Genomic DNA, 12758 nt, shown 5'->3' with positions numbered 1-12758 from the left:
CTCTCAACGCCCGGTGAACATGAAGTACGCCAGCACGCACACGGCCAGCGCCACGATGAGCTTGGCGATCCACGGGGTCACCAGCCATGCGCCCAGCGCCACGGCCACGCGGCCCCACACGTGGGGCGATTGCAGCGCGTTCTGCGGTTGCGCCGGCGACGAAGCTGCGCGGTTTTGCAGCGGATGGCCGCAAGACGGGCAGGCCGGCGCTTGCGAGGAAACTTGGTGCCCGCATTCGGGGCATTGCACCAGGGCCATGGCTTACCTGCCTTCCTTTTGGGGCACACCGATGAGGATCTGCACGCGCCGGTTCAGCTGCCGCCCCGCGGGGTCGTCCCGCCCGTCGGGCGTGGTGTTGGGGGCCACGGGCTGCCGCTTGCCCCGACCCTCCACACGGGCCTGGCGCCCTGTCTGGCGGTGCAGTGCACTCGCCACCGCCTCGGCCCGGCGCAGGGACAGCGCGTCGTTGTAGGCATCGGTGCCTTTGCCATCGGTATGGCCCAGCACCGTGAGCGGCGCGGTGGCGTAGCTCTTGATGAGTTCGGCCGCTTTCTCCAGCGATGGCGCGGCATCGGCGCGCAACTCGGCCTTGTCGAAGTCGAACAGCACATCGGCCGGCAGGTCGATGGAAATCGCCTGCTCGGGGGTCGGCCGGGCCTTGAGCTCCACCAGCAGCGCACGGGTTTTTTCCAGCCGCTCTTTGGGCACTTCGGCTTCGCGCAGGATGGTTTGCGGGCCGCTGCTGCGCTGCAGCGTCGTGTCTTGCGTGCGGCTGGCCAGGCTGCCCGACGGGGACTGGCTGCGCAAGGTGGTCGACGGTGCACCCGATGCAGGAACGAGCCGGGTGGGCACGTCGGCCAGCGGGCGGCCGCTGCGCACCACTTCCAATGCCTGGGCCGGTGCCGCGCCCATGAGCACGCCTGCCATCCAACTGAGCGCCGTGAGGACAACCCGCGTGCAGAGGAGCCCTCGCATCACCCCCCCTGCAGCGGGAGGTCGATCACCAGCCCCGGTGCGACGATGTTGTCGCCCTGGTTGCCGTCATTGAAGACGAGCTTGAGCTTGCGCGCCGACGGCGCCACGGCGCCCATGAACACCAGTTGACCGTCCAGCGTCTCGCCCTCGCGGATCGTGATGTCGCGGTTGTTGTCCGGGCGCTTGATGTGCAGCCGCGCCCCGCTTTCATCCTGCAGGTAGGTGTCGGCCAGCGCCAGCATGGTGGTGTCGGTGATGCGGTTGGCGAACGAGATGCTCACGTCCAGCACCGTGGCGTCGGCGCCGATCTCCACGGCCTTGATGCGCACCGTGACGCCCGCAGCCGCCACACCCTGAATCGACACCGGGACCTTTTTGGGCGCAGCGGCAGCGGCTGGCGTGCCGGGGGCTACTGCGGCGGGCGGCGCTGGATTGGCTACAGGTGCAGCGGGGGCAGGTGCAGGGACGGCGGCGGGTGCAGGCGCAGGGGAAGGCGGCGCGTCGGCCGCCCGGTCCTTGCACGCTGCCAGCAGCAGCGAGGCGGCGGCAATGGCCAGGGCCGCGCCTTTGCACCGCGCCGCCCACGGAGCGGACGATGGTGGGGAGCTCAGGATATTGGATGGAAGGTTCATGGTCTGCTGTGAAACGGCTTGTGGGCTCTGGCGCTGGGCCAATGAAAGAGGAAGATCAAGAAAAAGGCGATGTGCCGCGCCGGCGCTCAGCGGATACGGATGCTGTTGGTGTTGCTGGGGGGCTGGCCTGCCGCCCCCTGGCCCTGCGAGGGCTGCCCGGTACGTTCGGGGCAGTCGATGGTGCGCACGTTGTTGGCGTTGCGGCCCTGCACGATGACGGTGCGGCCCTCCAGGCGGGCGCCCGACACATCCACACTGTTGACGGAGGCCGTGCCATCCTGGGCGCAGCGGGTACCGGACGCGGTGTTCCCCGACACCTCAATCCGGTTGCCCGCACTCGGGCTGCTCGCCTTGGGTTTGGGGGGCGCAGCGGGACGCGGCACGGGCAAGGGGCGGCCCGGGCGGGGAACCTCAGGCTCCACACCCCCAGGCCCCGGCCCCAGAGGGCCGATGGGTCCGACGGGCCCCACCGGTCCGACCGGCCCCGCGGCCTGCGCCGACATGCCCGTCATGAGCAGGGCAAGCAGAGCCGCCCCGGCGCCCTGGGCTATCCGCTGTGATCGCCAGCCAGGCCTGAAGACGGAACGGGTGCTCATCATGCTGCGTCCCTCCAAAAAATCTCGCGGGGGCGTCGATAGCGTGGCATCACGGCACAACCTTGGCCGGCGTGCCGGGCAAGGCACTGCCCGGTGCAGCGGCGGGGGCGGCGGTACCCGCTGGCGCACGGGGCACGGCCGACATCCCGGGCAACACCGAGCCCGGCCGCGCGGCACCGGCGGCGGGCGCGGCGGGCCTGGATTCGTTGCCAGCCTCGGCCACGCCGGTGTTGCTCTGGCGCTGGATGCGGGCCTCCAGTTCGGACGAGAAGCGCTCGGCCAGCGCCACCTCTTCCACGGCCATCTCGGCGCCCAGTTCGTTGATGACCGTGAGCACGTTGCGGTGCGTGCCTGTGTCGGGCTGGGCCATGCGCTCCAGCAGGCGCGCATACCCCAGCGCCTTCACGTTGTCCTTGGGTACGCCCTGGCCCTTGCGGTTCATCTCGCTCAGGCGCTGCATGGCGCGCGGGTCGCCGCGCACGGCGGCCAGCAGATACCACCGATAGGCCTGCCCCATGTCGCCCAGGCCCGAGCGCGGGTTCTGGTAGGCATCGCCCACGAACGAGAGCAGCTGCGGGTTCTGTGTGCTCAGGGCCTCGCGCTTCAAGCGCTCGAGCTCGTTGCGGTAAATGGGGCCCTGGCAGCCCAGTTCGGCCACGCCGCGCTCCAGCGCTTCATTGCACGATTCGAGAAAGCGGGCGCCCGCCGTGGCGCCGGCGGTGGTCCCCGCTGCGGGTGCAGCCGGTGCCGGTGCGGGCACGGGATTGCCCGGTGTGGGCGCGGGTGCCGCCCCCGGCGGTAGCTGCGCCCAGGCCGGCGCCAGCAAGGCAAGACCGACAGCGGCGCAGCCCGCCCAGCGAGAGAAACGACGGGTGGCGTGCATCACGTGCCCGCCTTCGCACCCGTGGGCGCGCTGCCGGTGGGGGCCGCGCCCGCCACTGCGGGGGTCGTGGCGTTGTCCCAAGCCATCGGGACGCCAAAGAACAAGGGCTCAAAGCCATCCCAGGTCATCACGTCCACCGTGCCCCGCGCGGCGTACCGCTCGGCGTATACCTTCTGCAGCGCCCGCTGGGTGTCCTCGTCGTACTTCTGCGTGACTTGAACGGGCTCGCCGTACTTGCGCAGCGTGACCTGGATCAGCCCCAGCTTGAGTTCGGGCGACAGCCCGTTGTAGGCCGCGCGCATGTTCTCCACCACCACCGGGTCGGGCGTGCCGTTGGGGATGCAGCGCCAGTACGGCGTGTTGGTGGCCTTGCCGATGAGCTCGAGCACGCTCAGGTCCACCAGCGTGCGGATGGCCGAATGGCGGCCCTGCAGGTATTTGCCTTCGAGCTTGAAGCCGAAGGCATCGCCGTAAAAGCCCAGGCTCGCGTTGTCTTCGGAGCTGAAGTTGAGCACCTTCACCACGTTGGAGGCCTGCACCTGCGGCACCATCTGCTGCGTGGAAAAGCTCACCAGGTTCAGGTCCAGCGCCAGGGCCGAATAAATGGCCGTCCGTTTGACGTCCCCGCCCAGCGTGGTCTTGCCGTTGCCCTTGCCGAACTCGATGCCCGCCGAGTTCACGCGCCCTGCCCCGGCGATGGCGCGGTCAAACTCGGTGAGCGCGCCGGTGATGAGGAAGTCGGGCATGGTCACGCCGAACTTGGCGCCCAGCTGCGCCTGCGACACCAGGTAGTCGGGGTGGTAGGGTACGTAAACCACGCGCGCACCGATGCGGTTGACGGCCGTGCGGACCATTTCAGTGATGTCCCCTGGGATTTCCGCGCCCACCAGGGGGCTCGACAGGTTGGTCGCATCCAGGATGCTGCGCGTCTGCATGTAGATGACCGGGTCGCCCTCCTTGTAGATGTCGAGCATGCGCCCGAAGCGGCCCAGGGCCAGAGCGTAGGGGCTGAGGTTGGTCACGGGCAGCAGCTTGTCCGCCTCGCGCTCCTGCAGCAGGGTGTTGGCATCCTTGAGCGCGTTCTCCGTGGTGGCGCAGCCTGCCAGGGCGGCCGCCAGGGCCAGCGCTCCCCATCGCATGGTTTTCTTCATCATCATGATTCTTTGTTGTCTGGTGAGATCAAAAGCCCCGCTCTCTCGGGGCTGCCTGTGCCAAGGGCGCTCAGCGGCCCGAGTTGAGGACCGTGATGTTCTCCACGCCCTTGCCCTCGACATACAGCGTCACATTGCCGTTCACGTTGCCCTGGATCACGGGGCTGGCGATGCGCAACGTGCCGTCGGCACCGCGCTGCACATCGGAATACGTCGATCGGATGACGATGTTCTTCTGGCCTTCCGGCAGTTTGAGCGTGCCATCCGGCTGCACCAGGGCGCTTTGCTCCACCAGCGTGTTTTGGGCGATGGCGCGGTTGACGCGAGCCTTGGCGCTCACCGACGGATACACGCCGTCATTGAGCCGCACGCCGCTGCTGGCCATGTCCTTGTAGGCGCCCAACTGCTCGCCGTATTGCACCAGCTGGGCCTGCGCACCCAAGCCCAGCAGCGCCAGCACGCCAGCGCTGCAACCCATGCCCACCGCGCGCCAGAGGCGCCGGGGCGAGTCCATGTTCCGAGTTTTCATCACCACTCCTTCGTACCGTTGGCGCCCCCAAAAAAGCGCGGGCGTTTTAAAAAATGGTCGCAGCTACATGCTCAGGATGTTGAACGCGGGCAGCACCGTGACCGACTGGTTCACCACCCCCGCGGAGGGGATGGTGTAGGTGTAGCCGGGGTTGGCCGCAAACGGGGTATTGCCCGCCACGCCTGCAGCGCCGGTAATGGCGCCGCCCAGATTGCGCACACTGCCCGAGGTCATGCCGGGCGCAGCGGCGGAGGAGGTGCCCACGATGGTCACGACACCCGTGATCACGCCCTGGTTGATCACCGAGTTGGACACCCCGCCCACGGTGGCATGGCCCTGATTGCCGGCAATCACGACGGTGCCCGCCATCACGCCGTGGTTCACCAGGGAGTTGACGGTGCCACCCATGGTCGTGCTGCCCCGGTTGCCGGCGATCAGCACGCGGCCAGTGAGTTGCCCGCGGTTGTCCACGCTGTTGACCGTCCCGCCCCCGGTGGCATTGCCCTGGTTGCCAGTCACCACCACCTGCGCTCCGGCCACGCTGCCGCTGTTGTGCAGCCCGTTGACCAGACCGCCCCCGCTGGCACGGCCGGTGTTGCCGGCAATCAGCACCTGGCTGCCCTTGATGGAGCCCGAGCCCGTAACACTGTTGACCTTGCTGCCGCTGCCCTGCGCGCTGGCCTGGTTGCCCAGGATGGTGATGCTGGAGCCAGTGATGCTTCCGTCCGCACGCACGCTGTTGGCCAAGCCACCGTTGGCCGAACCTGCGTTGCCAATGATCGTCACCTGGCTGCCCGAAATGCGGCCCTTGCCGGCCACGCTGTTGATGACGCCGCCACCCTGCGCCGACCCCTGGTTACCCAGGATGGTGATGCTGCCGCCCTGCAGAGTGCCTGCCACATCCACGCTGTTGGCGGTGCCCTGCTGCGCGGAGCCCTGGTTGGCGGTCACGGTGACGTTGGAGCCCGCAATGCGCCCGCGGCTTTGCGCCCGCACGCTGTTGGCCAGCCCGTCACGGCCAGCGGCGCGGGCGCTGCCCTGGTTGGCCACCACCTGCACCGAGCTGCCCTGCAGCGAGCCATCGGCCTGCACGCTGTTGGCCAGTGCGGTGCTGCCCTGGTCGGCCTGCGTGGACACCGCCGTGTTCGCGGCCACCAGGGCTTGCACGCCCTCCACCCGGCCTTCGGAGCCCTGCGAGAAGCTGTTGGCCGCTGCCAGACCCTCGGTGGCATGCACCCGCCCGGCCGAGTTGCCCACCAACTGCAGGCTGGCCGCCCGCATGTCGCCCAACACCTGGATCGCGTTGGCGTTGGCTTGGCCGACCCCCTTGCCGAATGCCGCAAAACCAGCGACGGTGCCTTCGCGCCCTTCGCTGCGCACGTCTGAGGCCGTGTTGCCCGCCAGCATCAGCGTGCTGCCCTCCACGCGGCCCTGGGCGTTCACCGACAGCGCGTTGGCGTTGATGCGGCCACCGTCCGCGTTCAGCTGCCGCGCCGTGTTACCCGCCACCAGCACGCTGCTGCGAGCCAGCGCCGTGGCGCCAGAGCCGTCCATGTACAGGCCGTTGGCGGCCAGCACGCCGTTGGATTTGGCGCCCACGCCCAATGCCTGGGCGCCGCTGCCTGCGGCGCGGATGTCCTGCCCGGTATTGCCGACAATGGTGACCGGGGTGGCTTGCAAGGTGGCACTACGGTAGGCCGCCAGGGCGTTGACCAGCGCCGTGCCCCCGGTGGCGTGCACGCCGCGCACCGTGTTGCCAGCGACAAGCCACGGCGACGATACATCCACACTCGCACCATCGTGCAGAACCAGGGCGTTGGCCGCAGCACGCGCCCGGCTTTCGCGGCTGGCCAGCCCGCCCGCGCCCGACACTGCATCGGCCGTGGTGGTCATGTCGCTGGCAGTGTTGCCGCTGAGCACCCCATCGGCCGAAAGCCGCGATGCCGCGCCCGACCCGTTTTCGATGGCAATGCTGTTGGCCTGCAGTGCGCCGCCCCGCGCCGACAGGCGGGATGCCGTGTTGCCGGCCAGCGTCAGCGTGGCGGCATCGAGTTGCGATCCCGTGACCGCGAGCGTGTTGGCCAGCGCCGCCGACTGCTGGCTGGCCGAGAACAGCAAGCCGCCGCCCGCCTGTGCGGCATAGCCCGTAGACTGCACGCCGTCAGCGCGGTTTCCGGCCATCGTGACCGCCGTGCTCTGTACACGCCCCTCGGTCACCATCAGGGTGTTGGCCGCAGCCAGGCCGCCGGAGCCTGTCACGGATTCACCGCGGTTGCCCGTCACGGTGATGGCGGCACGCTCCAGCGTGGACTGGTGGTCGGCCACCACCGTGTTGGCCAGCGCGCGCCCGTTGCGCTCCAGCGCGCCCACAACGCCGCCACCGATGCTGCCGCTGCCCCCCGCCGTCCGGACCTTGTCGGCGGTGTTGCCTGCCAGCAGCACACTGCCTCCACGCACCGTGGCGTTGTCCAACCACAGGCTGTTTCCTGCGGCTGCACCGCCGGTTGCCACCACATCGCGGGCTTCGTTGCTGGCGAGGCGGTGAACCGGCCCCTCGGCCAGCTCGCCCCGGGTCACGGAGATGGTGTTCGCCAGGGCAGCGGCGGACATCCTCACATCCGCCAGCGCGCCACCCAGAATCGAGCCTTCGCCGCCCCAGGCCTGCACGTTGCGCGCGGTGTTGCCCGTGACGCCCGCCTGGTAGCCCGCGGAGCCTGCGAGCTGGTGTTCAGTGAAGCTGATGCTGTTGGCCAGGGCGCTGCCCCCAGTCGCAATGACCTGGCCGGCTTCATTGCCGGACAGCACCAATTGCGCTCCCTTGAGCTGGCTGGATGCCAGCGCGACGGCGTTGGCCGCGGCCACGCCGGCCAGATTCACTTGCGCAATGGTGCCACGGCCCACGCCGCCGCTGCCCCCACCGGCACGCACGTCCTCCGCGCGGTTGCCGGTTTGCAGGATGCGGCTGTCCTCCAGCGTGGACCGCGCTGCCGTGAGCGCGTTGGCAAGCGCCGAGCCGCCGATCGATGTGACGCGCCGGGCATCGTTACCGGCCAGCGCCACCTCGGAATTGCGCACATCGGTCGCATCCAGCAGCACGCTATTGGCAGTGGCACGCCCCGGCATCTGGAGCGAGCCTGTGCCCAGCAGCACCTCTGTCTTCGCACCGAAGGCAGCCACATCGGCCGCGCGGTTGCCTTGCACCAGCAGGCGGCTGGCAGTGAGTTGTTTGGAGCCCTCCGCGCTGGCGGCCAGGACCATGTTGGCCGTGGCGGCGCCGCCCAGGGCGTGGATGAAACCGTTGACCTGATTGCCCAGCACCTGAACCTGAGACTGGCGCACATCCATGGCGGCCAAGCCGAGGCCGTTGGCCTGCGCCGTGCCCGCCAGATCCACGCGCATGCCGGCATTGGCCAGTGCCGATCCCTTGCCCCCCGTGGAAACGACGGGGCCAGAAGACTTGTTGCCCACCACCTGGAGCTGGCTGTTGCCGTCCACCTGCGTGCCGGCACTGTTCCTGTGCCAGCCCAGGCCCGCCAGCATGGACTCCTGAGCGCTCCCAGCGACGGGAAACATGGCCGCCGAAAGGCCCATCAGCCAAATCACTGCTGATTCATGCGGTTGCGTCTTGCGGGTGTTGCGCACTCAGAGCCCCTGCAGGTGGAACATGGAGAAAAGAATGACGGCCGCAGACTCTGCGCACGGCGAGCGTGCGGACCCCAGGCGGCCGCCAGGCTCAGTTGATGTTGACGCTGTTGACGTTGGCGGTGCCGCCGATCGCCTTGATGTCGGTGGCTTCATTGCCGCTGACGGTGATGTCCGAATTGCGGATCTTGGAGCCGGTGATGTTCACGCTGTTGACGTTGGCGACGCCTTCCATCGAGATCTCCGCCACCTTGATGCCTGCCTTGCCGCCGCCGGCGATGACGTTGGTGGCCTTGTTGTTGGTCACCGTGATGCGGCTGTTGGTGACCTCAGAACCCGCAGACCCCTTGCCGGAGATCAGCCCGGGGATCGCCACGTTGCCGCTCTGGGCAAAGGCAGCACTGCAGGTAAAGGCCAGTGCGGCCACGGTGGTAATGGCAAGTTTGCGCATATCAATAATCCTTGAGTGGTTGAAATTAATCGACGAGCAGCCCCTTGCGGCCTGCGAACGAATTGTTGAAGGACGCCGAGCGGCGCGACGTAACCAAAAGTTGGTATTTCTTTGCCCCACCAAATCTCAAGATATTCACAATCGCCAATATCCCTCAGCGGGCTCCGCGCCCGCACCCCTGCTGGCCTGTAGGAAAAGTGCTTACAGCGATTTCACCGACATTCCCACAGAACCTCTCGATCGGAGCGAAAGCATAATTTCCCAGCAAAAACAACATACCCTTACATTTCATTCAATGAGAAACTGATAAAAACAATTTGAAATTATTCATCCTCGGAAAATATTTCGAAATTCTTTTAAATTTCATCAATATGAAACCATTTATCTTGCGCGGATGTGCCTGTTTTGTTGCTGCAGGCGCTCTGGGGGCGTGCACCCCTTCTTCCACACCGCCCGCACTGGGGGGCATCGCATTCCCCACCGACGTGCAGATCTCGGAAGCCCTGGAGGCACAGTTCGCCAATGACCGCCACAGCGGGGCCGCGCGAGAACTGGTGCGCACATTGGGTGGAGACAAGGGGAAGCTGCGCTACCAGATTCACCAAGTGATCTACCGCCAGGGCGCCTACGAGGCGCGCTACGACGCGGTGCTGGTGATGGGGCAGCCGGGCACGCAAAGCCTGCAATCGCTTTACGCCAGCATGATCCCGGAGGCCGAACGCGCCAAGCTGCCCCAGGCGAGCCTGGAGGCATACGAGGGGTGGCTGCAGCAGCAGGCCGAATCCCTGAAGAAAAATTCGCCCTCACAGGCCCAGGCGCTGGCCGGCACGCTGGAAATGCTGGGCAAGTGCTACCGCGGCAAGGAGGTCGGCGCCGAAATCACCGTCATGCAAGGGTTGGGCGCATTGATCTCGCCTGAATGCAAGGGCTTGTTCGCCGAGAAGCTGGCACTGCCCGACACCACAGTGCAGTGCCTGCCGGCTTAAGGGCCTTCGGGAGCGCCTGCCCTGCGTTCACTCAGCGCGGTCAGGATTTTCTGCGCCGCTTCGCTGGCACTGCTGCGCGCCGTATCTACGACGATGTGATCCTCATCCCAGCGTGCATAGTCGCGCTGCAGCACGGCCTGCCAGGTGGGTGCCTCCAGTCCGGGGAGCTCAACGCTCCGTGTTTCCACTCGCCGCTGGTGCTCTTCAGCATCTGAGCAGATCACTTCCACTTCTACTACGAGGGCCTGGGCGCCCCGGGCTACGGCGCGCCAAGCCTCGCGTGTCACGGGCAGCGGGTTGACGCAGTCTGCGAGCACAGACATACCCCGGAGCAACTGGTCGCGCGCCAGCGCGTACGCCGCCATGTAGCCCGCCGCACCCACCTGTCCAGCGACCAGCACCCTAGCATCCCGTAGCGCCTGCTCGATGGAATCGATGCGCAGGTACACCGCAGGCCAGCGTTCCAGCAACGCATGGGCGATCGTGCTCTTGCCCACGCCAGGTAGCCCGCCCAGAACCACCAGAATGGGGGTAGAAGCGGGGGTTGCCTTCAATCCACCACCGTCAGCTTGGCCACGCTGAGTGCGAGCCACTTGGTGCCGTGGCGCGGGAAGCTCACCTGCGCCCGCGCGTCGTCGCCCGTGCCTTCGATGGCCAGCACCTTTCCTTCGCCAAACTTGGTATGAAACACGGCAATGCCCACCCGCAAGCCGTGGGACGGCGCGGCCTTCTGCGGCGGCACGGGCGGGCTGGCGAATGTCTCTGATTTGATGCCAAACTGGCCTCTTGCGCCCGATCCATAAGCGCCACCAGCTCCTGAATTGGTAGCAAAATTCGGCGCGAAGGATCCGAACCCCTGCTGCTTGGGCGTGATCCACTTGAGCGCGCCTTCGGGCAGCTCGTCAAAGAAGCGGCTCTTGATGTTGTAGCGCGTCTGGCCGTGCAGCAGGCGCGTTTGCGAATGGCTCAGGTACAGGCGCTTGCGCGCGCGGGTGATGGCCACGTACATCAGGCGGCGCTCTTCTTCCAGCCCATCCCGGTCGCTGGCGGAGTTCTCGTGGGGGAACAGGCCCTCTTCCATGCCGCCGATGAACACGCAATCAAACTCCAAGCCCTTGCTGGCATGCACGGTCATGAGCTGCACGGCGTCCTGCCCGGCCTGAGCCTGGTTGTCGCCAGCCTCCAGCGCCGCGTGGCTCAGGAAGGCCGCCAGGGGCGAGAGGGTTTCGCCCGTGTCGATGTCCACGATGCCCGCCACAGCAGGCTTGGTGGGCGAGGTGGGCTTCAGGGGCTCATCCAGCAGCGGCGCGTTCGGGTCCAGCCCCTGGCTGACGGCGCTTTGGGACAGCGGCGTGCCGTGCTCATCCAGCGGCAGGGCCACGGCATCGCGCCCAAAGCCCTCTTGCGTGACAAAGCTCTCGGCCGCGTTGACGAGTTCTTCCAGGTTCTCGATGCGGTCGGCGCCTTCCTTCTCGGTGCGGTAGTGTTCCACCAGTCCGGTGGATTCGAGCATCTGCTCGATGATGCCGCGCAGGTTCAGCCCTTGTGTCTGCTCGCGCAGTACATCCACCATCGCCACGAACGCGCCCAGGTTCGCACCCGCCTTGCCGGGCACGGTGCTCACCGCATCGTGCAGCGAACAGCCGGCGGCGCGAGCGGCGTCTTGCAGCACCTCGATGCTGCGCGCGCCAATCCCGCGCGGCGGAAAGTTGACCACACGGGTGAAGCTCGTGTCGTCGTGCGGGTTCTCCAGGAGGCGCAGATAGGCCAGCGCGTGCTTGATTTCAGCGCGTTCGAAAAAACGCAGGCCGCCATACACGCGGTAAGGCACGCTGGCATTGAAAAGGGCCGATTCGATCACCCGGCTTTGCGCATTGCTGCGGTAGAGCACGGCGATCTCCTTGCGCTCGTAGCCGTCGTTCCTCACCAACTGCTTGATCTCGTCGACCATCCACTGCGCCTCGGCCAGGTCGGAGCTCGCCTCGTACACGCGCACCGGTTCGCCCGCGCCCTGCGTGGTGCGCAGGTTCTTGCCCAGGCGGCGGCTGTTGTGGCTGATGAGCGCGTTGGCCGAATCGAGGATGTTGCTGTAGCTGCGGTAGTTCTGCTCCAGCTTGATCTGCTGCTGCACGTTGAACTCGCGCACGAAGTCGGTCATGTTGCCTACGCGCGCACCCCGGAAGGCGTAGATGCTCTGGTCATCGTCGCCCACGGCGATCACGCTGCCGCGCGCTTCAAACCGGCCATCCACCTCATTGCCTGCCAGTTGCTTGAGCCAGGCGTACTGCAGCTTGTTGGTGTCCTGGAACTCATCCACCAGGATGTGCTGGAACCGGCGCTGATAGTGCTCGCGGATGGGGTCGTTGTCACGCAGCAGCTCGTAGGAGCGCAGCATCAGCTCGCCGAAGTCCACTACTCCTTCGCGCTGGCATTGCTCTTCGTACAGCTGGTAGATCTCGACCTTCTTTCGGCTGTCGCTATCGTGCGTGGGCACGTCGCCGGGGCGCATGCCCTCTTCCTTGCAGCTGGCGATGAAGTAGGCCAGCTGCTTAGGGGGGAAACGCTCATCGTCCACGTTGTGCTGCTTGCACAGCCGCTTGATGGCCGAGAGCTGGTCTTGCGTGTCCAGGATCTGAAACGCCTGCGGCAGCCCCGCTGCCTTGTGGTGCGCCCGCAGCAGACGGTTGCACAGGCCGTGGAAGGTGCCGATCCACATGCCGCGCACATTCACCGGCAGCATGGCCGACAGGCGCGCCACCATTTCCTTGGCCGCCTTGTTGGTGAAGGTGACGGCCAAGATGCCGCCGGGCGTGGCATAGCCGTTTTGCAGCAGCCACGCGATACGCGTGGTGAGCACCCGCGTCTTGCCCGATCCGGCACCCGCCAGGATGAGCGCATGGCCCGCGGGCAGCG

Annotated in this window: 12 protein-coding genes; 1 reads left to right on the top strand and 11 read right to left on the bottom strand. The window is 67.0% G+C overall.

Annotation, left to right across the window (positions count from 1 at the left end; genetic code table 11):
* Window positions 1-3: 3 nt before the first annotated feature.
* The 9 genes from MRY84_RS11010 to MRY84_RS10970 all read right to left on the bottom strand — a co-directional run bounded on the left by MRY84_RS11010 (window position 4) and on the right by MRY84_RS10970 (window position 8859).
* Complete coding sequence (locus tag MRY84_RS11010; protein ID WP_142147700.1) at window positions 4-258, bottom strand: zinc ribbon domain-containing protein; 255 nt, start codon at window positions 256-258, stop codon at window positions 4-6.
* Between the two features lie 3 nt (window positions 259-261).
* Entirely contained in the window at window positions 262-975 is a 714-nt protein-coding gene (locus tag MRY84_RS11005) for an OmpA family protein (RefSeq protein WP_291505774.1), read from the bottom strand.
* Window positions 975-1607, bottom strand: a complete 633-nt coding sequence (locus MRY84_RS11000; protein ID WP_291505773.1) for a hypothetical protein — start codon at window positions 1605-1607, stop codon at window positions 975-977. Before MRY84_RS11000 ends, MRY84_RS11005 begins: the two co-directional genes overlap by 1 nt.
* Before the next feature lie 86 nt (window positions 1608-1693).
* The gene (locus tag MRY84_RS10995; RefSeq protein ID WP_291505772.1) at window positions 1694-2206 is read right to left on the bottom strand and encodes a hypothetical protein; all 513 of its coding nucleotides are present in this window, start codon (window positions 2204-2206) and stop codon (window positions 1694-1696) included.
* Window positions 2207-2252: 46 nt separating this feature from the next.
* Complete coding sequence (locus MRY84_RS10990; protein ID WP_291505771.1) at window positions 2253-3086, bottom strand: sel1 repeat family protein; 834 nt, start codon at window positions 3084-3086, stop codon at window positions 2253-2255.
* A complete protein-coding gene (locus tag MRY84_RS10985; RefSeq protein WP_291505770.1) occupies window positions 3086-4243 on the bottom strand; it encodes a hypothetical protein in 1158 nt (385 codons plus the stop codon). The genes MRY84_RS10990 and MRY84_RS10985 overlap by 1 nt, the downstream gene beginning before the upstream one ends.
* A gap of 64 nt (window positions 4244-4307) precedes the next feature.
* On the bottom strand, window positions 4308-4766 hold the full coding sequence (locus tag MRY84_RS10980; RefSeq protein ID WP_291505769.1) for a hypothetical protein: 459 nt from the start codon (window positions 4764-4766) through the stop codon (window positions 4308-4310).
* Between the two features lie 63 nt (window positions 4767-4829).
* Window positions 4830-8339 (bottom strand): hypothetical protein, encoded by a 3510-nt coding sequence (locus MRY84_RS10975; RefSeq protein ID WP_291505768.1) that lies wholly within the window; start codon window positions 8337-8339, stop codon window positions 4830-4832.
* Window positions 8340-8499: 160 nt separating this feature from the next.
* Window positions 8500-8859, bottom strand: a complete 360-nt coding sequence (locus MRY84_RS10970) for a hypothetical protein (RefSeq protein WP_218295692.1) — start codon at window positions 8857-8859, stop codon at window positions 8500-8502.
* Window positions 8860-9230: 371 nt separating this feature from the next.
* Here MRY84_RS10970 and MRY84_RS10965 point away from each other — a divergent pair, with 371 nt between their 5' ends.
* Window positions 9231-9845, top strand: coding sequence for a hypothetical protein (locus MRY84_RS10965; RefSeq protein ID WP_291505767.1), 615 nt, complete (start codon window positions 9231-9233; stop codon window positions 9843-9845).
* Here MRY84_RS10965 and MRY84_RS10960 read toward each other — a convergent pair.
* Together MRY84_RS10960 and MRY84_RS10955 are read right to left on the bottom strand one after the other, a co-directional pair.
* The gene (locus MRY84_RS10960) at window positions 9842-10399 is read right to left on the bottom strand and encodes an AAA family ATPase (RefSeq protein ID WP_291505766.1); all 558 of its coding nucleotides are present in this window, start codon (window positions 10397-10399) and stop codon (window positions 9842-9844) included. The genes MRY84_RS10965 and MRY84_RS10960 overlap by 4 nt on opposite strands.
* Window positions 10396-12758 (bottom strand): UvrD-helicase domain-containing protein (locus MRY84_RS10955; RefSeq protein ID WP_291505765.1); only part of this gene is annotated, 2363 nt, incomplete at its 5' end. The genes MRY84_RS10955 and MRY84_RS10960, both read right to left, overlap by 4 nt.

This window comes from Acidovorax sp. (assembly GCF_022763525.1).
In the GTDB taxonomy this organism is placed as follows: Bacteria; Pseudomonadota; Gammaproteobacteria; order Burkholderiales; family Burkholderiaceae_C; genus Acidovorax.
This window is presented reverse-complemented; position numbering and strand designations above follow the sequence as displayed.